At 73.4% G+C, this 24,301-nt stretch carries 16 protein-coding genes and 1 other RNA gene; 10 read left to right on the top strand and 7 right to left on the bottom strand.

Translation table 11 applies throughout. The features are described from left to right. The 6 genes from ACF1AG_RS04980 to ACF1AG_RS04955 form a co-directional block, all read right to left on the bottom strand. The gene (locus ACF1AG_RS04980) at positions 1 to 2,202 is read right to left on the bottom strand and encodes a CDP-glycerol glycerophosphotransferase family protein (RefSeq protein ID WP_391809318.1); all 2,202 of its coding nucleotides are present in this window, start codon (positions 2,200 to 2,202) and stop codon (positions 1 to 3) included. 172 nt (positions 2,203 to 2,374) lie between these two features. Continuing rightward, positions 2,375 to 4,615, bottom strand: coding sequence for a bifunctional glycosyltransferase family 2 protein/CDP-glycerol:glycerophosphate glycerophosphotransferase (locus tag ACF1AG_RS04975; RefSeq protein WP_359602277.1), 2,241 nt, complete (start codon positions 4,613 to 4,615; stop codon positions 2,375 to 2,377). Between the two features lie 147 nt (positions 4,616 to 4,762). After that, positions 4,763 to 5,677, bottom strand: a complete 915-nt coding sequence (locus tag ACF1AG_RS04970; RefSeq protein ID WP_359602275.1) for a carbohydrate ABC transporter permease — start codon at positions 5,675 to 5,677, stop codon at positions 4,763 to 4,765. Next, a complete protein-coding gene (locus ACF1AG_RS04965) occupies positions 5,674 to 7,023 on the bottom strand; it encodes a sugar ABC transporter permease (RefSeq protein WP_359602273.1) in 1,350 nt (449 codons plus the stop codon). The genes ACF1AG_RS04970 and ACF1AG_RS04965 overlap by 4 nt, the downstream gene beginning before the upstream one ends. A gap of 6 nt (positions 7,024 to 7,029) precedes the next feature. After that, positions 7,030 to 8,457: an ABC transporter substrate-binding protein gene (locus ACF1AG_RS04960; RefSeq protein ID WP_387794222.1), complete on the bottom strand. Its 1,428-nt coding sequence runs from the start codon at positions 8,455 to 8,457 to the stop codon at positions 7,030 to 7,032. Positions 8,458 to 8,934: 477 nt separating this feature from the next. After that, complete coding sequence (locus ACF1AG_RS04955) at positions 8,935 to 12,405, bottom strand: FHA domain-containing protein (protein ID WP_391809330.1); 3,471 nt, start codon at positions 12,403 to 12,405, stop codon at positions 8,935 to 8,937. Positions 12,406 to 12,917: 512 nt separating this feature from the next. Here ACF1AG_RS04955 and ACF1AG_RS04950 point away from each other — a divergent pair. The 4 genes from ACF1AG_RS04950 (at position 12,918) to ACF1AG_RS04935 (ending at position 18,616) form a co-directional block, all read left to right on the top strand. Continuing rightward, entirely contained in the window at positions 12,918 to 14,585 is a 1,668-nt protein-coding gene (locus ACF1AG_RS04950) for a protein kinase (protein WP_359602269.1), read from the top strand. Between the two features lie 109 nt (positions 14,586 to 14,694). Continuing rightward, a complete protein-coding gene (locus ACF1AG_RS04945; RefSeq protein ID WP_359750473.1) occupies positions 14,695 to 15,933 on the top strand; it encodes a serine/threonine-protein kinase in 1,239 nt (412 codons plus the stop codon). Between the two features lie 661 nt (positions 15,934 to 16,594). Further along, positions 16,595 to 17,701, top strand: coding sequence for a peptide chain release factor 2 (gene prfB / locus ACF1AG_RS04940; protein ID WP_359750471.1), 1,107 nt, complete (start codon positions 16,595 to 16,597; stop codon positions 17,699 to 17,701). 306 nt (positions 17,702 to 18,007) lie between these two features. Then, positions 18,008 to 18,616 (top strand): hypothetical protein, encoded by a 609-nt coding sequence (locus ACF1AG_RS04935; protein ID WP_359603796.1) that lies wholly within the window; start codon positions 18,008 to 18,010, stop codon positions 18,614 to 18,616. A 106-nt stretch (positions 18,617 to 18,722) separates the two neighbouring features. Here ACF1AG_RS04935 and ACF1AG_RS04930 read toward each other — a convergent pair whose 3' ends face one another. After that, positions 18,723 to 18,914, bottom strand: coding sequence for a hypothetical protein (locus ACF1AG_RS04930; RefSeq protein ID WP_019525816.1), 192 nt, complete (start codon positions 18,912 to 18,914; stop codon positions 18,723 to 18,725). A 334-nt stretch (positions 18,915 to 19,248) separates the two neighbouring features. Between ACF1AG_RS04930 and ftsE the strand changes: the two genes are divergently transcribed. The 6 genes from ftsE to ACF1AG_RS04900 all read left to right on the top strand — a co-directional run bounded on the left by ftsE (position 19,249) and on the right by ACF1AG_RS04900 (position 24,300). Beyond that, positions 19,249 to 19,938, top strand: a complete 690-nt coding sequence (gene ftsE, locus ACF1AG_RS04925) for a cell division ATP-binding protein FtsE (RefSeq protein ID WP_006132401.1) — start codon at positions 19,249 to 19,251, stop codon at positions 19,936 to 19,938. A gap of 29 nt (positions 19,939 to 19,967) precedes the next feature. Continuing rightward, the gene (gene ftsX / locus ACF1AG_RS04920) at positions 19,968 to 20,885 is read left to right on the top strand and encodes a permease-like cell division protein FtsX (protein WP_033277538.1); all 918 of its coding nucleotides are present in this window, start codon (positions 19,968 to 19,970) and stop codon (positions 20,883 to 20,885) included. A 67-nt stretch (positions 20,886 to 20,952) separates the two neighbouring features. After that, a complete protein-coding gene (locus ACF1AG_RS04915; RefSeq protein WP_387794227.1) occupies positions 20,953 to 22,113 on the top strand; it encodes a S41 family peptidase in 1,161 nt (386 codons plus the stop codon). Between the two features lie 61 nt (positions 22,114 to 22,174). Further along, on the top strand, positions 22,175 to 22,654 hold the full coding sequence (smpB, locus tag ACF1AG_RS04910; protein WP_359603799.1) for an SsrA-binding protein SmpB: 480 nt from the start codon (positions 22,175 to 22,177) through the stop codon (positions 22,652 to 22,654). 118 nt (positions 22,655 to 22,772) lie between these two features. Then, positions 22,773 to 23,176, top strand: a transfer-messenger RNA (tmRNA) gene (gene ssrA, locus ACF1AG_RS04905). A 143-nt stretch (positions 23,177 to 23,319) separates the two neighbouring features. Beyond that, positions 23,320 to 24,300 (top strand): alpha/beta hydrolase family esterase, encoded by a 981-nt coding sequence (locus ACF1AG_RS04900; RefSeq protein ID WP_387794230.1) that lies wholly within the window; start codon positions 23,320 to 23,322, stop codon positions 24,298 to 24,300. Position 24,301 lies beyond the last annotated feature (1 nt).

Here is a 24,301-nt window from a genome sequence, read left to right as displayed (position 1 = left end):
TCAGCTCCTCACCAGGGTGGCGGCCGAAGGGGCGGGAACGCGCTCCGCGAGCGGGATCACGGGCGGCAGGGCCTCGGGCGGCTCACCGAGCAGCACCCGGCGCACCACCCGCTCCGCGGCGCGGCCGTCGTCGAACGGGCAGAACCGCTCCCGGAACGCGGCCCGCAGCGCCGCCGCCTCCGCGTCCGCGTACGAGCCGTCGCGGAACACCCGGCCCAGCTCCTCGGGCGTACGGGCGACCCGGCCCGGCGGGGCGGCCGTCAGGTCGAAGCAGACGCCCCGCGTCTCCCGGTACACCTCCCAGTCGTCGGCGTACACCACGATCGGGCGGTCCAGGTTGGCGTAGTCGAACATGATCGACGAGTAGTCCGTGACCAGCGCGTCCGCCGCCAGGCACACGTCCTCCGAGGAACGGTGCGCCGTGACGTCGATGACCCGCCCGCCGCTTCCGCGCCCGCCCCGGTCGTAGAAGTAGTGCGCGCGCAGCAGCACCACCACGTCCTCGCCGGCCGCCTCGCAGAACGCCTCCAGGTCGAGCCCCGGCTCGAACCCCGTGTGGTGGTCGCGGTGCGTCGGCGCGTACAGCACGGCCCGCGCGCCCTCCGGGACGCCCAGCTCGGCACGGACCCGGGCCACGTCGTCGGCGCCTGCGCTCACGTACACGTCGTTGCGCGGGTAGCCGTACTCCAGATGCTCGTACGAGCCGGGGAAGGCGCGCTCCCAGACGCGGGTGGAGTGCGGGTTGGAGGACAGGTTGTAGTCCCAGCGGTCCACCCGTCCCAGCAGCTTGGTGAAGCTGCCCGTGACGGCCGCCACGACGGGATACGTCGACTGGTCCACGCCCATGGTCTTCAGCGGGGTGCCGTGCTGGGTCTGGAGGTGCACGCTGCCGGGGCGTTTGACCACACCCTCCGCGAAGTTGGCGTTGTTCACCAGGTACGTGGCGCGGGCCAGCAACTCCCAGGCGCGGTGACTGCCGAGCACCGCGTACTCCACGCCGTCGGGCACGGTGTGCGCCTGGTCGGCCTCCACCAGGAACACGCCCCGGATGTGCGGGGCGAGTTCGCGGGCCTTGGCGTGGATCGCGGCCGGGTTGCAGGCGTAGCCGCGGCCCCAGTACGCGCAGTACACCGCGAGGTCCGGGTCGAGCGGGCGGCGCAGCTGGAGGCCGTAGTGCAGCCGGGTGCGCACACCACGCGGGCGGGGCAGCGCGGCCGCCGCCCGCCCGGCCGCGCGCCGGGTGTCCCGCAGCGCGGCGAACGCCTCGTACGACCCGGCCGCCAGCAGCCGGTGCTGCACGCCCAGGCTGCCGCCCGGCGGCCGGAACCCGGCGGGCCGGTGCCCGCGGTACAGGGCGCTTGCCCGCCGGAAGAACTCCCGCCGCCCGGACGGCAGCCGCCGGGGGTGCGCGGCGGTCTTCAGCACGGCCGCGAAGAGGTGCTCGAACAACGGCCACGACCGCGCGGCCGGCAGTCCCAGTCCGGCGGCCTCGTCCAGCACCCGCTCCGTCTGGTCCAGCAGGTCGTGGTGGTGCGCCCCGGGCAGCCGCAGCCGGTCGCCCTGGCGGCGCGCCCGGTGCCGTACCAGCACCCGGCGCGACACCGCCACCCGCTCCGCCCGCAGCAGCGCCCGCCCGCACCAGCCGACGTCGGTGAACCACCCCGGCGGAAATGCCAGTTCGTGCTCGGTGACGAAGTCGCGCCGCCAGGCCGCGCTCCACGCCGGCAGCCCCACCCCGGTGAGCCGTGGGGCGCGGCCGGGGGCGAAGGCGCCGCCCGGGGCGTGCTCCAGCAGCGGCGCGACGGGCCGCGTGGGCTCGCCCTCCCACCACGGGACGCGCTCGTGCTCGCAGGGCAGCACGTCCACCGGCCCGGTCTCCGCCAGCCGCGCGTCCAGCGCCGCCAGCGCGCCCGGCACCAGCACGTCGTCCCCGTCGAGGAACAGCAGATACGTCCCGGTCGCCGCCCGCACGCCCGCGTTGCGCGCACCCGCCAGCCCCTCGGACGGCGGCGCGTGGACGGGCGCCACCCGGGAGTCCCGCTCGGCGTGCCCGGCGGCGACACCGGCCGCCGGTGACCCGGCCGCGTCGCAGACCGGGATCAGCTCGAAATCTCCGAACGACTGGGCGAGGACCGAGTCCATCGCCTGGCCCAGCCGACCTGCGACCCCATGGGACGGGACGATGATGCTGAAGCGGGGCATTCTGCTCTTTCCGTTGACGAGGGCGTGACGGCGGCCGCTCAGCGGGCGGGCCGCCGCCCGGGCCGCCCCGTCGGACGCCGCGCGGGCGGCCGGGCCGGGGCGGGCCGTGACGAGCCGGGGGACATGCGTACTCCCAATGGGGGCAACGACGGGCGGACGGGGTGGGTGACGGTCAGAAGACGGCCGGCTGAGGCGGAAGCGACACCACGGGCGTCTCCGGCACCACGGCGGCCGCCGGCACCGGGCGCCGCCGCGCCGGCGGGACGGCCGGCGGCTCGGCGAACTCCCCCAGCAGCACCGAGCGCACCACCCGTTCGGCGGCGCGGCCGTCGTCGTGCGGGCAGAAGCGGTCACGGAACGCAGCCCGCAGCCGGGTCGCCCGCGGTCCGCACCAGCGGCCCCCGGCGAAGATCTCGATCAGTTCGTCCTCGCTGTCCGCGACCGCGCCGGGCGGGACGGTCCACGGATCGACGTAGAGACCGCGGGCCGCCGCGTACGCCTCCCGGTCCTCGGCGTACAGCACGATCGGGCGGTCCAGGCCCGCGTAGTCGCACATCAGCGGGGAGAAGTCGGTGACCAGTGCGTCCGAGGCCAGACAGAGCGCCATCACGTCCGGGTGGCCGCTCACGTCCACCACCCGGTCGGAGGCGGCCTCGAGCGGCTCGCCGTCGGGGCGCGCGGCGCGCGAGAGGATCACGAACCGGGGGCCGAGCCGGCGCACCACGCGCTCCAGGTCGAGGGTGCGCACCGGGGTGCGGCGGTAGTCGCGGGGCGCGGGCGCGTACAGGATCGCCACCGCGCCCGCGGGGACGCCCAGGGAGTCGCGCAGCACGGCCACGTCCTGCGCGGTCGCCGTGTGGAACCGGTCCGTGCGCGGCCTGCCGTACTCCAGCGTGCGGTAGCGGCCGGGCAGCACCCGCTCGTAGGTCAGCGTGGAGTGACGGTCGCCGGTGACCACGTGGTCCCACTGGTCGACGCCCTCCATCAGTCGCGCGAAGTCCGTGTCCCGGGCCGCCGCCGGACGGTCCTGGAGGTCGAGTCCCGCGTACGCCAGCGGGGTGCCGGGCGGGGTGTGCACCAGGATCTGCCCCTTGCGTTTGACCAGGCCCGGCACCAGCGCGCGGTCGGTCACCACGTACGCGCTGCGGGCCAGCGCGGTCAGATGGGCGGCGGTGCCGGGCACCAGGCGGCGGGTGGCCGTGGGCAGGGTGTGGTGCAGCCCGGGGCGGGTCGCCCAGGCGGTGCGGACGCGCGGGGCGTGGTCGCGGACAGCGGACTCCAGGGCGGCCGGGTCGCCGCCGTAGCCGCCGTCGTCCTCGACGGTGAACAGGACGCGGCCGGTGTCCAGCGGGAGCAGCCGCTGGACGCGGTAGTGGGTGCGCAGCAGGGCGCGGCGCAGACCGCGCAGCGCGCGGCGCCGCATCCGGCCCGCGCGGCGGCCGAGGGACGCGGCGAGCCGCAGGACGCGGTACGTGCGGTGCAGGCCGAACCGGACCAGCGCGTGCCGCACCCGGGCGCGGGCGGGGACGGGCGCGCCGGGTGTGCGGTGACGCCGGTACTGCTCGCGGGCCCGGCGCAGGAAGGCGGCGCGCGAGCCGCGCGGCAGCCGGTCGGGGCGGGTGTACACGGTGAGCAGGTGGTCGACCATGCGGCGGAACAGCACCGGCCGCCAGCGCTCCAGGCCGGGGTGCGCGTCGAGGTGGGCGAAGACCCGGTCGTACTGGCCGAAGACCTCGAAGTGGCGCTCGCTGGTGGTGTGCAGGATGCCGCCGGCGCGCCGCTGCCGGTAGTGCACGCACACCCGGTCGAGGGTGGCGACCGTCCCCGCCGTCATCAGCACCGGGTACGTCCAGGGCGTGTCCTCGTAGTAGCCGGGCGGGAAGGTGAAGCCCTGCCGCTCGACGAAATCCCGCCGGTACGCCTTGTTCCAGGCCACCGCGAGCAGGCTGAGCAGACCTGGCCGGTCATCGAGGGTGAACGGCGCCGGGCCGTGCTCGGCGAGCTGGGCGGCGACCTGGTTGCGCACCGTCTCGCCGGTCCAGTAGGCGCGGGCGTAGTCGTAGACCAGGACGTCCGGGTCGCCGGTCTCCTTCAGCCGGTCGGCGACGGCGAGCAGCGCGTCCGGGGTGAGGGTGTCGTCGCCGTCCAGGAACACCAGGTAGTCGCCGGTCGCGCGGGCCATGCCCGCGTTGCGGGCCGGGCCCAGGCCGACGTTGGCCGGCAGGTGCACCGGCCGCACCCGCGGGTCGCGGGCCGCGAACTCGTCGATCACCGCACCGCAGGCGTCGGGCGAGCAGTCGTCCACGGCGATCAGTTCGAGGTCCGGGTACGACTGGGTCAGCACCGACTCCAGGCACTCGCGCAGATACGCCTGAACCTGGTACGCGGGGACAATGACACTGAACCTGGGCAAGGGGCATCCAACGGTCGGCGCGGGCGTTCTGCCCGGCAACGCCCGTTGGCCCGCCTTGGTTACGCACCCCTGCGGCATCCGGGGGAATCACGTCGCACGAAGGGGCGGACCTCGGCCGGTCCGCCCCCAACTGAGCGTGCGATGTGCCTATTTGACGGCGCCCGCCATCACACCGGACACGAACTGCCGCTGGAACGCGAAGAACACCACCAGCGGCACCACCATCGAGATGAACGCGCCCGGCGCCAGCACGTCGATGTTGTTGCCGAACTGCCGTACCTGCGTCTGCAGGGCGACCGTGATCGGCTGGCTCCCCGAGTCGGTGAAGATCAGCGCGACCAGCATGTCGTTCCACACCCACAGGAACTGGAAGATCCCCAGCGCGGCGACGGCCGGACCGGCCAGCGGCATCACCACCCGCACGAACAGCCGCAGTTCGCCCGCGCCGTCCAGCCGGGCCGCCTCCAGCAGTTCCCTGGGGATCTCCGCGAAGAAGTTCCGCAGCAGGAACACCGCGAACGGCAGGCCGAAGCCGACGTGGAACACCACCACCCCGGCCAGGGAGCCGAAGATTCCCAGCTCGCCGAAGAGTTCGGCGATCGGGATCAGCGCCACCTGCACCGGCACCACCAGCAGCCCCACCACGGCGAGGAACCACCAGTCGCGGCCCGGGAACTCCATCCACGCGAAGGCGTACCCGGCGAGCGCGCCGATCACCACCACCAGCACGGTCGCCGGCACGGTGATGTACACCGTGTTCAGCAGCGAGGCGGTGATGTCGTCGTTCTCGAGCAGGGTCCGGTACGCGCCGAAGGTCAGCTCGGACGGCTCGGTGAACACCGTCCACCAGCCGTCCACCGCCATGTCCTCCGGCGAGCGCAGGCTGGCCAGCAGCAGCCCGATCGTCGGCACCAGCCAGAACAGGCCGACGACGATCAGGAAGACGCGGACCGCCCCGCCGCTCACCCAGCCGGCGAGCCGGGACCCCAGCGGCCGTTCCGCCCGGACGGGCCCGGCGGGCCGCACGCCCGCCTTCGTGACGCTCTCGGCGTCCGCGCTCATCGCCGCACCTCCCGCCTCAGCCGCCGGACGTTGAACCACATCACCGGAATCACCAGCAGCAGCAGGAACACCGCGATGGCGCTGGCGACGCCCGGCTGGTCCTCGGAGAAGCCCTTGCGGTACAGCTCCAGCGCGAGGACGTTGGCGTCGTCCTGCGACGAGCCCGGCGCGATGATGAACACCAGGTCGAACACCTTCAGGACGTTGATCATCAGGGTGACGGCGACCACCGCGAGGACCGGGGCGAGCAGCGGCACCGTGACCCGCCGGAACACCTGCCACTCGTTGGCGCCGTCCACCCGGGCGGCCTCCAGCAGCTCACGGGGCATGCCCGCGAGCCCGGCCGCGATCAGCACCATCGCGAACCCCGCCCACATCCAGATGTACGAGCCGATCACGGCAGGGGTGACCAGCGACGGGCCGAGCCAGTCGAGCCCGTTGTACGGCTCCGTGAAGTTGCTCGCGGGCAGCCGCAGCTGTGCCCCGTCGGCCTTCGACGAGAAGGAGAACGTGCCGTCGGCGGCGGCCGTCGCCGTCTCCACCACCTCGCCGTCCTTCACCGCCTCGATCCGCATCCCGGCGTACCCCAGCTCGGCGGAGTCCACCTGGTTGAGCGTGCCGACGCCCTTGCCGCGGGTGAAGTCCTGCCAGGTGCTGCCGGTGATCCGGTCGTCCTCCGGCTTGGGCGCCGCGGCCGGCTTCGCGTCGTCCGGCATCACGTCCGGGGCGACGCCCACCAGCGGCAGCGACACCGTGTCCCCGGCGCGCACCGTGTCCCTGGTGACGAACGCGCCCCCGCCGGCCGGCTCCAGCGGCGACTCGCGCCCCGGGTGCGCCTTCGGGAACGCCGAGGACTGGGCGAAGGTGTCGTGCACGCCCACCCATACGGCGTTCGCCACGCCCTTGTCCGGGTCCTGGTCGTAGACGAGACGGAAGATGATGCCCGCCGCCAGCATGGAGATGGCCATCGGCATGAAGACGACCAGCTTGAACGCCGTCCCCCAGCGCACCCGTTCGGTGAGCACCGCGAAGACCAGACCGAGCGCGGTCGCCACCGTCGGGGCGAACACCACCCAGAGGACGTTGTTCTTCAGCGCGGTGCGGATGCCGTCGTCGGTGAACAGCGCCTGGTAGTTGTCGAATCCGGCGAAGGAGTCGCCGGACTGGTCGTAGAAGCTGCGGATGACCGAGTACCCGATGGGGTAGACCACGAGCGCCCCGAGCAGCACCAGCGCGGGCAGCAGGAACAGCGCCGCCACGGTCCTGCGGGTGCCGGTGACGCTCTTGCGCGACCTGGGAGCGGCGGGGGCCGTCTTCGCGGTCCCCGCCGCCGTGTCCGCCGCCATCCCCGGTCAGTTCCCGTACGCCGCGGCCGCGTCGGCCTCCAGCTTCGCCTGGGTGCCGGCCACGTCCGACGGGTTCTTCAGGAAGTCCTGCAGCGCCTTCCACTCGCCCTTGCCGGGCGTGCCGCCGAAGGCCTGCGGGGCCTGGTCGGACATGTCGAAGCGGAAGTCGTCGCCGGCGTCGATCAGCGCCTTGGCCATCTTCTGCTGGACCTCGTTCGGGTACGCCGACTCCGGCACGTTCTTGTTCGGCGAGAGGTAGCCGCCGAGCTTCGCCTGGATGCCCGCCGCGTCCGGCGAGGCGAGGAACGTCACCAGGGCCTGCGCCGCCTCGGAGTCCTCCAGGATCACCGCCGCGTCGCCGCCGGACACCACGGGCGGGGTGTCGCCGAGCGCGGGGAACGGGAACACCTTCGCGTCGGTGCCCACCTCCGCCTCGGTCTCGCCGATGTTCACCTGCACGAAGTCGCCCTCGTAGACCATGCCGGCCTTGGGCTGGTCGCCGCCGGTGAAGGTCTGCGTCACGGACGCCGGGAACTCCGTCTGCAGCGCGCCGTCAGGGCCGCCCGCGATGTAGTCCTTCTTGCCCCAGACCTCGGCGAGGGTGGTCAGCGCCTCCTTGACGGACGGGTCCGTCCACTTGATCTCGTGCTTCGCGAGCTGGTCGTACTTCTCCGGGCCCGCCTGCGAGAGGTAGATGTTCTCGAACCAGTCGGTGAGGGTCCAGCCGTCGGCGCCGCCGACGGAGAACGGGGTGACGCCGGAGTCGTAGACCATCTGCGCGGTGTTCAGCAGCTCGTCCCAGGTCTTCGGCTCGGACGCGCCCGCGTTCTCGAAGACCTGGGCGTTGTACCAGATCAGCGACTTGTTCGCGGCCTTGTAGTAGACGCCGTACTGCTTGCCGTCGACCTTGCCGATGTCCTGCCAGCCCTGCGAGTAGTTCTTCGCCAGTTCCTGGGTGGCCTCCGGGCCGAGCGGCTTGGCCCAGTTCTTCTCCACGGCCTGCTTGATCGCGCCGGGCTGCGGCAGCATCGCCACGTCCGGCGGGGCGCCGCCCGCGATCTTCGAGCCGAGGAAGTTGATGATCGGGTCCTGGGCGGGGACGAAGGTCACCTTGGCGCCGGTGCGCTTCTCGAACTCCGTGAGGACCTGCTTGAAGTTCTTCTGCTCCGCACCGGTCCACACGGCCGCGACCTCCAGGGTCTGGCCGTCCAGCTTCGGCAGGGTGACGGTGGTTCCGGTGTCCCCGGACGCCTTGCCCTTGTCGTCCCCGCCACCGCCGCCACCGTCGTCGTCGCCTCCGCAGGCGGTGAGGGACACCGCCAGCACACCGGCGGCCAGTGCCGCGGCGGCCCTGACGGCCCGTCGGGAGGGGAGGACCGGCCCGTGCCGCCCGGCCGCCCCTTGTATCCGGAAGTTCCTGCTCGTCCTGCGCATCACTGCCCCGTTCTCGTACTCCGTCGTACTTGGCCGAACGTTCGAGCGCTGTTCCGTGCGGTCTGGTCTACGCCCGGCGCGAGGGGGTGGCAAGAGCGCGTCCGGTGTCAACTCGTCGATCGTGACCACGTCGTGACCAGGCGTCACGTACGAGGCCGCCTGCGGACGGTCGGTGGCTGGTCGCGCAGTTCCCCGCGCCCCTGTGGGGCGTCGCAGCTGCGGGCAGTCGTGCCGCTTGGGGCGATGGGGGTACCTCCCGCTCGAGCGAAGCCGAGAGCGGGGGAGGGTGGGCGCAGGCGGGGCCTGGCTAGCGCCGTGAGGGAGGGTTCGGTTCCTTGCGTGCCGTGCCTCGCACCTTGTCGACGTCGGGTGCGGGTGGTCGGTGGCTGGTCGCGCAGTTCCCCGCGCCCCTGGGGGGCGCTTCCGCGCCCCGCTTGGCTGCGGGTGGTTCGTCGCCCGCGCCCCGGAGGGCAGCCGCTACAAGAGCGACGGCACCCGGGGGGACGCGACCTGGCGGGCCGCCCGGTCCAGGGCGCTGGCGAGGAGCGCGAGGTCCGTGGGCCCGTTGCCGAGTTCGCGGACCTGCCGCCGAGCCGGGGGGTCGCCCATCCGGTGCCACTCCAGCGGCACCACCGTCGGCCGCAGCGTCGCCGTACGCGGAATCCGCCCCGTCACCCGGCCCCCCTGGAACTCCGTCGCCCGCCCGTCCGCACGGACCAGCCGGCCACGCCCCGGCGCGGGATCGTCCGGCCCGCGCCCGACGACCGGCGCGTCCAGCGCCACCCGCAGCGACGCCTGCTTCACCGGCTCGGTCTGCGCCGTCCGGGGACACGGCGCGGTCGCCGCGACCAGGTGCACCCCGAGCCGCTCGCCGTCCCGCGCCACCGCCTCCAGCGCCCGCATCACCGACCCCGCGGCCGGCCGGCCGGGCGCGCCGAGCGGGGGCGAGACCAGCTGGTCGAGGTCGTCCACGACCACCACCAGCCGGGGCAGCGCCGGCGCGGCCTGCGTCTTGCGCCGGTCCGCGCCCGGCCGCAGCCGCACGGTCGCACTGGGCGGGCTGTCCAGGTCGCCGTTCGCGGCCGTGCGTTGGGCGACCATCCGGTCCGCCAGCTCCCGTCCGGTGTGCCACTCGGCGAAGTCCGAACGCCCCAGCAGCTCCGCCCGCCGCTTCAGCTCCGCGCTCAGCGACTGCGCGAACTCCCGCATCCGCACGGGGTCGTCGGCGCTCAGATGGGTGGAGACGTGCGGCACGTCCGTGCACACCCGCAGGCCCTCGCCGGCCCCGGCCCCGGCCCCGGCGGCCGGTCCGCCGCGCCCGTCGACCAGGACGATGCCCAGCCGGTCGGGCCGCTCGGCCGCGGCCAGCGAGGCGACGACCGCGCGCAGCAGCTCCGTACGGCCGCTGGCGGACGGGCCCTCGACCAGGAGGTGAGGTCCGTCGGCGGCGAGGTCGGCGGTGACCGGTCCACGCGGGCCGGCCCCGAGGACGGCGGTGGCGCGCCCGCCGAGCTCACCGGTGTCGTCGGCCGCGTCGGCCCAGCGGGCCATCAGCGACGCCGGGGTGGCCCGGGCCAGACCCAGTTCGTCGAGCAGCCGCGCCGACGGAGGCAACGGCGCCGACACACGGGGGTGGGGTCCGGCCGCGGGGCCGTCCGGCCGCAGCGGCGCGAGCGCCCGCGCGAACCGCTCGGCCCAGGCCGCGGTCCGCAGCGGCGCGAGCGCCCGCGCGAACCGCTCGGCCCAGGCCGCGGACACCGCGTCCACGGTGGCGAGGGTGCCGTGCCCGACCGGGCCGGGCGGGGAGCCGTCGCCGGTCCTCGCCACCCGCAGCAGCCGGAGCGCGGTCGCCACGTCCCCGCTGAGCAGCGCCACCGCCCCGCAGTCACGGAACGCGGGAGCCGCCGCGCAGGCCGCCTCGTACGTCTCCGTCAAAGGGGACGCGGGCGAGGCGGCGGGCGTCTCGGCGAGGCACAGCAGATGGACACCGGCGTGCGGCCCTTCCACCGCCAGCCGCGCCAGGGCGTCCCGCACGTCGGCGCCGCCGGGGTCGCCGTCCACCACGACCACCGTGAACGGACCGGCGTCGGCCGGGGCGCCCGCGTGGTCGTGGTCGGCGAGACGGCGCAGCAGCTCGTCGGCGCGGGCCGCGGCCTGCTCCCGGTCGTGGGCGAGGAGCAGCCGGCAGTCCTGGCCGTGCCCGGGCCGCAGATGCGGCAGCCAGCCCAGCCAGGACCACTCGGCGGTGCGCTCGTCCGAGGGACGGGACGGGTCCGCGGCGATCAGGACGATCTCCAGCGTGTCGGGGGAGTGCAGCGCGGCGAGCTGGGCGAGCGCGGCGCGGGCCAGCCCGGAGAGCCGCTCGCGCGGTCCGGCGAGCCCCAGCGCGCCGACCTCGCGCAGCCCCACCGTCACGGGGACGACGGGCAGCAGACCGGAGCCGTCCGGCGCGGGCCGGTCGGCGGTGCCGAGCCGCACCGCGAGCGCCTCGGGGTGGCCGGGCCCGCGCTCCCACAGCCGGGGGCCGGGGCCGAGCGCGGTGAGCAGCAGGGTGGCCGGGTCCGGCCAGGTCTCGGGCTGCGCGGGGACGGCGGGCACCGGGGCGTACCCGGCTCCCTGGGGCGGCTCGTCGTCGAAGGCCGCGTCGGCGTCCCGCTCGGTCCGCCCGCCGGTGAGCCGCCGCGCCCAGGCGCCGATCCCGCCCCGCTTGCGCGCCCGCGGCGGCTCGGGGACGTCGGTGCCCCGGACGGGGGTGCCCTTGCGGGTGCCGTCGGGGGTGCCGGCGGTCTGCGCGGCGGTCGCGTCGGCGTACCGCCCGTCGCGGGCGTCGCCGGTGGTGCGGCCGGTGGGGCCGACGGGCGCCGGTCCCGAGGCGTGCGGTGCGGGGTGCGCGGTGGGCGCCTCGTCCCGCGTCTGGCCGTGCACGGGGTCGGCGTACAGATCGTGCGCCTCCCCCCGGCCCGCGTGCGTCTCGTCGGCCGGGACGGGCCGGGAGACCCGCCGCCCCTGCGGCATCCGGGGTACGTCCCCCTGGGCGGCGATCCGCACGGTGCGCCGTCCCTGGCCTCCGCCGTCGCGCCGCTCGGCCTCCGGGGGGCCGCCCTGCTCCGGTACACGGGAGACGGGCCCCGGTGGAGGGGCTGCGGCGCGGGCGGGGGTGGCCCGGTCCGCGGAGCCGTGGGCGTGGTGGGTCGGGGCGCGCGGCCCCTCGGGTGCGCCCCCGAGGTCCGCCGGACCCGGCGCTCCCGCCGCATCGCGCGCCGCCTGGGCCGTGAGCGGCCCGGGCACCCGTACGTGACCCTCCCCGTCCGGGGTGGTCGCCGTGCGGGCGGACGGCCCCTCCGCCGGGGTCAGCCGCAGGGCGGACTCGCCGATGCGCAGCAGCGCGCCCGGGGTGAGCCGCACCGGGCGGGCGCCGACGGGACGGCCGTCCAGCGTGGTGCCGTTGGTGGAGCCGAGGTCGGCGACGGAGACGCGGCCGTCCGCGCCTACCGTCACCGCGCAGTGCAGCCGGGAGACGTCCGGATCGTCGAGGGGCACGTCGGCGTCGGCGGAGCGGCCTATGCGGATCTCCCCGCCGTGCAGCAGATGCACCCCGCCCGCGTCGGGCCCGGCGACCACGTGCAGCCGGGTGGGTGCGGCGTCCAGCTCGGGGTGCGGCTCGGGCTCGCCCGGTGCGCCCACCGCCAGCACCGCGCCGTCGATCAGCGGGGGCTCGCCCAGCGTGCAGCGCTGGGCGTCGAGGCGCTGGTCACCGGCGTAGAGCACGGGAGCGCCCGAGGAGCCGGAGGAGCCGTCGCCGCCGGAGACGGCCGAGGCGAGCGCGGAGGCGACCGCGGCGAGAGCCGTGCCCGCGGGCGCCGTGACCAGCACGTCACAGCTCACGGCCCGCTCCCGGACGGGGGAGGAGGGGCCCAGCGGGTCTACGACGGTCAGCCGGATCTGCATCGCCGTCAGCGGTCCCTTCTGCGCGAGCGCCCGCGACACGGGGGACGAAGCGGTCCCGCGGTCCCCCTCCGCGGACTTCCCCCACCGCCACACGCGCACGTACGGCCAGTACTGCCCGCATCCTTGCACCTGTCACCGACAGCGCGCCCGCCTCCGGGCATCAAATGATCTTGATTGGTCGGCTCTGCCCGTAAAAATGCCTGACCAGTGATGCGCGGATGATCGTTCCGCGCCGACTTGAGATCGGTCACGTCCGGCCCGCGGCAACCAACGGACAGAGTCGGGCGTCTTTCCGGCAGACTCCGCACACGCGGAATCCGCGGGGAAATCAGCGGAGCCGCCGAAACCGTCGAACAGGAACAGGAACCGGTGCGTAAGACCCAGCACAGGGCGACGCAGAAGTCGACCGGCCGGTATCCCGTGCGGCGGCACTACAGTGGGTCGGAACATTCCGCAGCAGGGTGGACCACGGTGTACGCCAGCCAGCCAGCAAGCAGCAGGGAGCGCATGACGTGCGGCCGGTAGGGAGCAAGTACCTGCTCGAGGAGCCGCTCGGACGCGGCGCCACGGGCACCGTCTGGCGCGCACGCCAGCGGGAGACCGCGGGCGCCGAGGCGGCCGTGCCGGGCCAGCCCGGTGAGACCGTGGCGATCAAGGTCCTCAAGGAAGAGCTCGCGAGCGACGCCGACATCGTGATGCGCTTCCTGCGGGAGCGCTCGGTCCTGCTGCGGCTCACCCACCCCAACATCGTCCGGGTCCGCGACCTGGTGGTCGAGGGCGAGCTGCTGGCGCTGGTCATGGACCTCATCGACGGTCCCGACCTGCACCGCTACCTGCGTGAGAACGGCCCCTTCACCCCCGTCGCCGCGGCCCTGCTGACCGCGCAGATCGCCGACGCGCTCGGGGCCAGCCATGCCGACGGCGTGGTCCACCGCGACCTCAAGCCCGCCAACGTCCTGCTCAAGCAGCACGGCGGTGAGATGCACCCGATGCTCACCGACTTCGGCATCGCGCGCCTCGCCGACTCCCCGGGCCTGACCCGCACCCACGAGTTCGTCGGCACGCCCGCGTACATCGCGCCGGAGTCCGCCGAGGGCCGCCCGCAGACCTCCGCCGTCGACATCTACGGCGCCGGCATCCTGCTGTACGAGCTGGTCACAGGGCGTCCGCCGTTCTCCGGCGCGTCCGCCCTGGAGGTGCTGCACCAGCACCTGAGCGCCGAGCCGCGCCGCCCGTCCACCGTGCCCGACCCGCTGTGGACGGTCATCGAGCGCTGCCTGCGCAAGAACCCCGACGAGCGGCCCAGCGCCGAGAACCTCGCGCGCGGCCTGCGGGTCGTCGCCGAGGGCATCGGCGTGCACGCCAACTCGGCGCAGATCTCCGCCGCGGAGAACGTCGGCGCGCTCCTCGCCCCCGACCCCGCCCCGGCGCAGGTCCCCGGCGAGCCGTCCGCCCCCGGCGCCTCCGACCCCACGCAGGTGCTGCCGCAGAACCCGAACGGCGCCTACGACCCCAACGCCGCGACCAGCGTCCTGCCGCAGACCGGCCCGTCCGGCGCGGCCGACCCCACGGCCGTGATGCCCCCGGTACCGCCGGGGCAGCACGCCGGCGGCCCCGAGGACCCGCACCCCTGGCAGAACCAGCTCCGCGCGGCCCGCGACCGCAACGAGCAGACCCAGGTGCAGTACCTCGACCCCAACCAGGACCCGCTGCGCCGCCGCCCCCAGCGGCAGGTGGCCCGGCCGCCGCAGCAGCCGCCGCAGCGCCACCCCCAGCAGCAGCCGCAGCCCGGCCCCGGGTACGGCTACCCGCAGCAGCCCCCGCCGCAGCAGCCCCAGCCGCAGCAGTACGCCCCGCCGCCGGAGCGCGGGCGCCGACAGGCGCCCCAGCCGCCGCAGCGGTACGCGCCCCCGCCGGAGCCGCAGCGCCCCGCGCGGGAGCCGCGCCAGCCCCGGCAGCGCAGCGCCAACCCCATGCGCATCCCCGGCCTGGGCTGCCTGAAGGGGTGCCTGTTCACGCTGCTCATCCTGTTCGTGGCGAGCTGGCTGATCTGGGAGCTGAGCCCGCTCCAGGACTGGATCGGCACCGGCAAGGGCTACTGGGACCAGCTCAGCGACTGGTTCGGCTCGGTCACGGGCTGGATCGAGGACCTGGGCGGCCCCTCGGACCCGGCGAACTAGGTTCGTCTGCCGATTTGTCGACATCTGGGGGCCGATTTCCGGGTCTCCGGTGAAGGTCACCTGTCCGGACGCGTAGCTTTGGCGGCAACACGCGTCGGTAGGAGCAGTCTTGGCACGGAGAATCGGCAGCCGGTACACCGCCCATCAGATCCTCGGGCGGGGCAGCGCCGGCACGGTGTGGCTGGGCGAGGGCCCCGAGGGGCCCGTCGCCATCAAGCTGCTGCGTGAGGATCTCTCCTCGGACCAGGAGCTCGTCGGCCGCTTCGTGCAGGAGCGGACGGCGCTGCTGGGTCTGGAGCATCCGCACGTGGTGTCCGTGCGGGACCTGGTCGTCGACGGCAACGACCTCGCGCTGGTCATGGACCTGGTCCGGGGCACGGACCTGCGCACCCGGCTGGACCGGGAGCGCAGGCTCGCCCCGGAGGCCGCGGTGGCGATCGCCGCGGACGTCGCGGACGGCCTGGCCGCGGCGCACGCGGCCGGGGTCGTCCACCGCGACGTCAAGCCGGAGAACGTCCTGCTGGACATGCAGGGCCCGCTCGGCCCCGGCGGCTCGCACCGCGCCCTGCTGACCGACTTCGGCGTGGCGAAACTCATCGACACCCCGCGCCGCACCCGCGCCTCGAAGATCATCGGAACGCCGGACTATCTGGCCCCCGAGATCGTCGAGGGACTCCCGCCGCGCGCCGCCGTCGACATCTACGCCCTCGCCACGGTCCTGTACGAGCTGCTCGCGGGCTTCACCCCGTTCGGCGGCGGCCACCCGGGGGCCGTGCTGCGCCGGCACGTCACCGAGACGGTGGTGCCGCTGCCCGGCATCCCGGACGAGCTGTGGCAGCTGCTGGTGCAGTGCCTGGCGAAGGCACCCGCCTCGCGTCTGCGCGCCTCCGAGCTGGCCGCCCGGCTGCGGGAGCTGCTGCCGCTGCTGGCCGGGATGCCGCCGCTGGACGTGGACGAGCCGGACACCGACGAGGCCGAGGAGGCCGCCGAGGAGCTGTCCGGCGCGGCCCCCGCCGCCGGACAGCCGGTGCGCCGCCGGGGCGCGGTCCCGCTGGTGCCGGGCGCCAGACCGTCCGACTCCAACCGTGACACGCACACGTCGATGCGGGTCCCCGCGCCGGACGAGCTGGCCGGCGGAGCCCGCGGCACGGCCCGCGCCCCCCGGGCGGCGGGCGCCCCGCGCCCCGGCTCGGCCCGCAACCGAGCGGTGACGCGCCGCCGCCGCCTCACCCTGGCGGTGGCGGCGACCCTCCTCGCGGCAGCAGGAGTAGCCACCTGGCTGACCACGACGGACGACACCCCGCCCCCACCCCCGGACATGGAGAACTCGGCCCCGGCCACCCCTTAGAAACGCGGGAACGCCCCCCGGGGACGGGGGAGCATGCTCCCCTCAGGGACGACGGAGCACGCCCCCCTCAGGGACGCAGGAGGACGACCCCCTCAGGGACGCTGAGCACGCCGCTCTCAGGGACGCGGGAGGACGACTCCCTCAGGGACGCTGAGCACGCCGCTCTCAGGGACGCGGGAGGACGACTCCCTCAGGGACGACCGAGCACGCCCCCTCAGGGAGGCGGGGGGACGCCGCTCTCAGGGACGCGGGAGGACGACTCCCTCAGGGACGCTGAGCACGCCCCCCTCAGGGACGCAGGAGGACGACCCCCTCAGGGACGACCGAGCACGCCCCCTCAGGGAGGCGGGGCCTCCCGCTCTCAGGGACGCGGGAGGACGACTCCCTCAGGGACGACGGAGTACGCGCCCCCTCGGGGGACGCGGGCGGTCACCCCCTCAGGGGCGCGGGGAACTGCGCGAAGGGGGTCTGGGGGCGTAGCCCCCAGGTACGGGAGGGAAACACCCGGCACCCACCAGCAGGGCCACGGAGGGACGACCCCCAGGGGCGCGGGGAACTGCGCAAAAAAGGGGCCCGGGGGCGCAGCCCCCGGAACAGGGGGAGGGAGCCGGGCGCCCCCGCCCGGCATGGCCCGCCGCGGGAAGCCGTTACGCTGGAGGGCGTGGCAGTCGTCGACGTATCCGAAGAGCTCAAGTCCCTCTCCTCGACCATGGAGTCGATCGAGGCCGTCCTGGACCTCGACAAGCTGAGGGCAGACATCGCCGTGCTCGAGGAGCAGGCGGCCGCGCCGTCCCTGTGGGACAACCCGGACGAGGCGCAGAAGATCACCAGCAAGCTGTCCCACCTCCAGGCGGAGGTCAGGAAGGCCGAAGCCCTGCGCTCGCGGATCGACGATCTCGCCGTGCTCTTCGAGATGGCCGAGGAGGAGGACGACCCGGACACCCGCGAGGAGGCCGAGTCGGAGCTCACGTCGGTCAAGAAGGCACTGGACGAGATGGAGGTCCGCACCCTCCTCAGCGGCGAGTACGACTCCCGTGAGGCGCTGGTCAACATCCGCGCCGAGGCGGGCGGCGTGGACGCCGCCGACTTCGCCGAGAAGCTCCAGCGCATGTACCTGCGCTGGGCCGAGCAGCGCGGCTACAAGACGGAGCTGATCGAGACCTCGTACGCGGAGGAGGCCGGCATCAAGTCGACCACCTTCTCCGTGCAGGCCCCGTACGCCTACGGCACCCTCTCCGTCGAGCAGGGCACGCACCGCCTGGTGCGCATCTCGCCCTTCGACAACCAGGGCCGCCGCCAGACGTCCTTCGCGGGCGTCGAGGTGCTCCCCGTGGTCGAGCAGACCGACCACATCGAGATCGACGAGTCCGAGCTGCGGGTGGACGTGTACCGGTCCTCCGGACCCGGTGGGCAGGGCGTCAACACCACCGACTCGGCGGTGCGCCTCACCCACATCCCCACCGGCATCGTGGTCTCCTGCCAGAACGAGCGGTCGCAGATCCAGAACAAGGCCACCGCGATGAACGTCCTCCAGGCCAAGCTGCTGGAGCGGCGCCGCCAGGAGGAACAGGCCAAGATGGACGCCCTCAAGGGCGACGGCGGCAACTCCTGGGGCAACCAGATGCGTTCGTACGTGCTGCACCCGTACCAGATGGTCAAGGACCTGCGCACGGAGTTCGAGGTGGGCAACCCGGAGGCCGTGTTCAACGGCGAGATCGACGGGTTCCTCGAGGCCGGAATTCGCTGGCGCAAGCAGCAGGAGAAGTAAGGCCCGCCCGCACACCGACTTGTCGACAAGGCAACTGCCGCTTACGAAGCGGTAGTTGCCTTGTCGTGTCGGGGATGTCCGGGATTTACATCACACTCACAGCTTCCCTGTCCGGCAAAGCGTGCGGAGCCGGACATCGCGTACGCAACGCCCTTGACGTTCTTTTGGAAAGTGGGAAGGGTGGCGCGTGGCATGCGCATTTCTGGGGCGCATGTGAACCGGGGGGCGTTTCACCACAGTTACCTCCGTTGATCACGGCCCCGGGCGCCGCCTCACTGACGATGAGCTACTGGGGGTAGCAACCACATGACCAAGAAGACGCGGATCCGTGTCGCACGCATCGCGGCCGGTGCCGTGATAGCGGCCGGTGCCTCGCTGACGGCGGCCGGCGCCGCCTCCGCCCTCGAGATCGGCGTGAGCGCCGAGGCGAACGACGCGGGCCTCGGCCTGGGTCTCGGTGTGAGCCTCGACGGCGACGAGCCGGGTGAGGGCGAGACGGAGGAGCCCACCGACCCGCCCACCGAGGTTCCGACCGACCCGCCGACGGAGGACCCGACCGAGGACCCCACGGAGGACCCCACGGAGGACCCGACCGAAGACCCCACTGAGGACCCCACTGAGGACCCGACCGAGGACCCGACCGAGGAGCCCTCCGAGGCGCCCTCCGAGTCCGCCCCCGGCGGCGGCCTCGACCCCGACGGTGGTGCCTCCCCGCAGGAGGAGGGCTCCTCCTCCCTGACCGACACCGGCGAGGAGGCCCCGGCGGCCTCCGCGCAGGGCAACGGCAAGGAGCTGGCCGAGACCGGCGCCGCCGAGACCACCTTCCTGGTGATCGGCGCCGCCACGATGATCGCCGGCGGTATCGGCTTCCGGGTGCTCCCGCGCCTGATGTCCGGCCGCGGCGCCGCCGCCTGACGGTGGCAGCGCGCGTACGCACCGTACGCACGACATGACGCAAGGGCCCGGAGCGCCGCCGCGCTCCGGGCCCTCGCCGTGTCCGTGGGTTCCCTGTCCGCCCTGGTCAGACGGTCTGATGGGCGAGCAGGGCCACCGCCGCGACCAGCACCGCCAGCAGGACGATCAGGGTCATCGGGGTCAGCCCCGCGAAGAAGTTCTCCTGCTGCATCCGCTCGCGGTTCGCACGGCACACGGGGCACCGGCCCTCGCTCACGGGCGCGGCGCAGTTCGCGCACACCAGCCGGTCGTACGTCATGCGCTCGCCCTCCTCGCGCCTGTTCGTGGGGTTCAACGCCCACCACCGGGTGAACGTTCCCCTTCCACTGTGCCAGGTTCCTGCGGAAGCTGCGCCGGGTCGCTCCCGGAGAGGGTGGTTCATGGGCCTTCGCCGCGTCGGCGCCTTCGGGATCGCTCGCGCCGACGCGGCGGAGCCGCAAATGTCACAGCCCCGCGCCCCTGGGGATGCTGCCCTCATCCGGCACCGGAACAAAAGGGCGCATCTCTTCCACAACCCCCTCCGGTGACTGCGCACGCCTCCCCGGGTCGCGTAAGGTCACGCTCATCTACCCCCGGCTACCCGTGGTGCATCCGTGATCCGATTCGACAACGTGTCCAAGGTCTACCCCAAGCAGACCCGCCCAGCCCTCCGGGACGTGTCCCTGGAGGTCGAGAAGGGCGAGTTCGTGTTCCTCGTCGGGTCCTCCGGCTCCGGTAAGTCCACCTTCCTGCGGCTCGTACTGCGCGAGGAGCGGGCCAGCCACGGGCAGGTGCACGTCCTCGGCAAGGATCTCGCCCGCGTCTCCAACTGGAAGGTGCCGCAGATCCGGCGGCAGCTGGGGACCGTGTTCCAGGACTTCCGCCTGCTGCCGAACAAGACGGTCGCCGAGAACGTGGCCTTCGCGCAGGAGGTCATCGGCAAGTCGCGCGGTGAGATCCGCAAGTCCGTGCCGCAGGTGCTCGACCTGGTCGGGCTCGGCGGCAAGGAGGACCGGATGCCGGGCGAGCTGTCCGGCGGTGAGCAGCAGCGCGTCGCCATCGCGCGGGCCTTCGTCAACCGGCCCAAGCTGCTCATCTGCGACGAGCCCACCGGCAACCTCGACCCGCAGACCTCCGTCGGCATCATGAAGCTGCTCGACCGGATCAACCGGACGGGCACCACCGTGGTGATGGCGACGCACGACCAGAACATCGTGGACCAGATGCGCAAGCGCGTCATCGAGCTGGAGAAGGGCCGCCTCGTGCGCGACCAGGCACGCGGCGTCTACGGCTACCAGCACTGACGCTCCACGGAAAGGCTTGATCAGACGCCATGCGCGCCCAGTTCGTCCTGTCGGAGATCGGCGTCGGTCTCCGCCGCAACCTGACGATGACCTTCGCGGTCGTCGTCTCCGTCGCCCTGTCGCTCGCCCTGTTCGGCGGGTCGCTCCTGATGAGCGACCAGGTGAGCACGATGAAGGGCTACTGGTACGACAAGGTCAACGTCTCCATCTTCCTGTGCAACAAGTCCGACGCCGAGTCCGACCCGAACTGCGCCAAGGGCGCGGTGACCGACGACCAGAAGAGCCAGATCAAGGCCGACCTGGAGAAGATGTCGGTCGTCGACACGGTGTCCTACGAGTCGCAGGACGAGGCGTACAAGCACTACAAGGAGCAGTTCGGCGACTCGCCGCTGGCCAGCTCCCTGACGCCGGACCAGATGCAGGAGTCGTACCGCATCAAGCTGAAGGACCCGGAGAAGTACCAGGTCATCGCGACCGCCTTCGACGGGCGTGACGGGGTGCAGTCCGTGCAGGACCAGAAGGGCCTGCTGGACAACCTCTTCGGCCTGCTGGAGGGCATGAACATCGCCGCCCTCGCGATGATGGCGCTGATGCTGGTCGTCGCCCTGATGCTGATCGTGAACACCGTCCGCGTGTCCGCGTTCAGCCGACGGCGCGAGACCGGGATCATGCGCCTGGTGGGCGCCTCCGGCTTCTACATCCAGGCGCCGTTCATCATGGAGGCCGCGGTCGCCGGACTCATCGGCGGCGGTCTCGCGTGCGGCTTCCTGATCCTGGCGCGGTACTTCATCATCGACCACGGACTCGCCCTGTCGGAGAAGCTGAGCCTGATCAACTTCATCGGCTGGGACGCCGTCCTGACGAAGCTTCCGCTCATCCTGGCGACCAGTCTGCTGATGCCGGCGTTGGCCGCGTTCTTCGCGCTGCGCAAGTATCTGAAGGTGTGACTCTTGCCAACCGGGGCGCGTGGCCAACGGGCCGTGCGCCCCTTCGCGTTGTCCTAGACTCACCGGCATGTCAGGTCGTGACCCGTTCTGTCGGCCCCGCAGCGTCCGCCGCGGCGCCGCCCTGACCTTGGTGTTCGCGAGCGTGCTCGTCGCCGGGGCAGCCACCGGCAGCCTTCCCGGCACCGACCGCGGAGAGACCGCGGAAGGCGCCGCGCAGGCCGCTCCGGTCGGCCACCACGCCGAGGTCGCCCGGGCGGCCGAGGAGGCCGCCGCCCACGGCGCGTCCCCGCTGGAGGCCGCGGAGCGCGCGGTCAGCCGCAGCGGCGACCGCTGGGGCGCCGTCTACTCGCGCGGCGAGTACGAGGAGTTCGAGGCCACCCTCGACGGCGCCTACACCGGCGTCGGCCTGTGGGCCCGCGAGCGGGACGGGCGCATCGAGGTGAGCAGGGTCGGCAGAGGCACGCCCGCCGACGAGGCGGGCATCCGCCCGGGCGACCGGCTGCGCAGCGTCGACGGGACGAAGGTCGACGGACGGCCCGTCACCGAGGTCGTCTCGTTACTGCGCGGCGACAGGGCGGGCAAGACCGCCGGCAGCACCGTGCGGCTGGGCCTCGAGCGCGGCTCGCGCTCGTGGAGCGAGACCGTCCGGCGCGCCCGGCTCTCCCGGGAGCCGGTCACCGTCCGCTCCCTGGCCTCCGGTGTCACGGTCGTCCAGGTGTCCGCCTTCACCAAGGGCTCCGGCGAGCGGGTGGGCGCCGCCGTGCGCGAGGCGCCGAAGGAGTCCGGCATCGTCCTCGACCTGCGGGGCAATCCCGGCGGCCTGGTCGCCGAGGCGGTCACCGCTGCCTCCGCCTTCCTCGACGGCGGCCTGGTCGCCACCTACGACGTCGCCGGCGAGCAGCGCGCCCTGCACGCCGAGCCCGGCGGTGACACCAGGAGACCCCTGGTCGCGCTGGTCGACGCGGGGACGATGAGCGCGGCCGAACTCCTCACCGGTGCCCTCCAGGACCGCGGACGGGCGGTCGTCGTGGGCTCCCGCACCTTCGGCAAGGGCTCGGTGCAGATGCCGACCGAGCTGCCCGACGGCTCCGTCGCCGAACTGACCGTCGGCCACTACCGCACCCCCTCCGGCCGCGGCGTCGACGGCCACGGCATCACCCCCGACCTGGAGGCCGGCGGGCAGGCGCTGGAGCGCGCGGAGACGGTCGTCGGCGGACTCGGCCGGTGAGCCGCCCCCGGTAAATCGGCTTCCCGAGAAGCCCCTCCGTAGTGCGAAAATGGGCGGCACTATGGCTAAGGAAAAAGGGCGCAAGCTGATCGCGCAGAACAAGAAGGCGCGCCACGACTATCTCATCATCGACACCTACGAGGCGGGTCTGGTGCTCACCGGCACCGAGGTGAAGTCGCTGCGCCAGGGCCGGGCGTCGCTGGTGGACGGCTTCGTCCAGCTGGACGGCAACGAGGCGTGGCTGCACAACGTGCACGTCCCCGAGTACAGCCAGGGCACCTGGACCAACCACAGTGCCCGGCGCAAGCGGAAGCTGCTGCTGCACCGCGAGGAGATCGACAAGCTGGAGGCCAAGTCCCAGGAGACCGGCCACACCATCGTGCCGCTCGCCCTGTACTTCAAGGACGGCCGGGCGAAGGTCGAGATCGCGCTCGCCAAGGGCAAGAAGGAGTACGACAAGCGGCAGACGCTGCGCGAGAAGCAGGACCGGCGGGAGACCGAGCGGGCGATCTCCGCGGTGCGCAGGAAGCAGCGGGCCTGAGGGTCCCGGGGCTCCGCGGGAATAGGCTGGCATCGACCCGCGTTGGTCACGTACGATGGCCCTGCACCTCACAGAGGGTGCGGGTCACCTCCTCCGGGAGGGTTTGACAACACAACATGGGGATGATCGGTTTCGACAGCGGCTGTCGAAGCAGGGGAAGCGTGTCGAGGAAGCGGCCATGATCTCGTAAACCACAGGCCGAAAAAAATAATCGCCAATTCCAAGCGATCCATCTCCCAGGGCGAGCTCGCCCTCGCTGCCTGATCTTCAGGTAGCGAGCAGCGGCTCCCCTACTTAAGGGAGTGTCAGCCCGGGGGTGTTCCCGACCCGGATCCTGGCATCAGCTAGGGAACTAAACCTTGATCCCGGTCACGGGGTGAAGAGGGAAACCAAACAGTGACTGGGCCCGTCGGAGACTTGTCGGCGTGATCTCCGGGGCCGAGAAAAGCACAGCCGACTGCACACGGAGAAGCCCTGGTTCCGCACCGTTGGACGCGGGTTCGATTCCCGCCATCTCCACTTACCCCATGTGGGCAGAGGCCCCGTCGCGCGAGCGGCGGGGCCTCTGTCATGCGCGGCCACATGCGCGGCACATGGGCGCACCCCCGCGATGTGGGTGCCGCACCCATATCGGTGGGTGGTTCACCCTTCTACCTTCGCTCTCCATGACACAGACCAGAGCCGCACTGCGCCCCACCGTGCTGACGGCCCTCCTGGCCGCGCTCCTCTCCGTCCTGCTCGCCCCCGCGCCCGCCTCCGCCGCCTCCCTCCAGGAGGTCACCGGCTTCGGCAGCAACCCCGGCGCCCTGAAGATGTACCGCTACGTGCCCGACGGGCTGCCCGCGGGACGCCCCGTGGTCGTGGCCCTGCACGGCTGCACCCAGAACGCCGCCGGGTACGCCTCCGGCACCGGCTGGACCACGCTCGCCGACCGCTGGGGCTTCTCCGTCGTCCTGCCGCAGCAGCAGAGCGGCAACAACCTCAGCCAGTGCTTCAACTGGTTCGAGTCCGCCGACATCGGGCGCGACCGGGGCGAGGCCGCCTCGGTCGCGCAGATGGTCGACCGGCAGCTCGCCGACGTCTCCGGCGACCCCTCCCGCGTCTACGTCACGGGGCTGTCCGCGGGCGGCGGGATGACCGCCGTGATGATGGCCGCCTACCCGGAGAAGTTCGCCGCCGGCGGCATCGTCGCCGGGCTGCCGTACGGCTGCGCGCAGGCCGCGGGGACGGCGTACGTGTGCATGTTCGTCGGGGCCACCCAGACGCCCGCGCAGTGGGGCGACCGGGTGCGGGCCGCGCGGCCCGGGTACACCGGGCCCTGGCCGGCGCTCACCGTGTTCCAGGGCACGGCCGACTACACGGTGAGGGCGGCCAACATGACCGCCCTCGTGGACCAGTGGACGAACGTGCACGGCGCCGACCGCACCGCCGACGTCAGCGACACCGTCGCCGGGCACCCGCACCGCGTCTACGGGGGCCCTGCCGGGAACGCGGTCGTGGAGACGTACAGCCTCACCGGGATGGGGCACGGCCAGCCCGTCGATCCCGGGAGCGGGGACGCCCAGTGCGGGGCGGCCGGGGCGTACTTCCTGGACGTGAACCTGTGCGCCGCGTACCGGCTGGGGAAGGCCTGGCAGCTCGGCTGAG

This window comes from Streptomyces sp. NPDC014764, assembly GCF_043082785.1.
In the GTDB taxonomy this organism is placed as follows: Bacteria; Actinomycetota; Actinomycetes; order Streptomycetales; family Streptomycetaceae; genus Streptomyces; species Streptomyces althioticus.
Note: the sequence above shows the minus strand (reverse complement) of the source record. Positions and strands in the feature narration are given on the sequence as shown.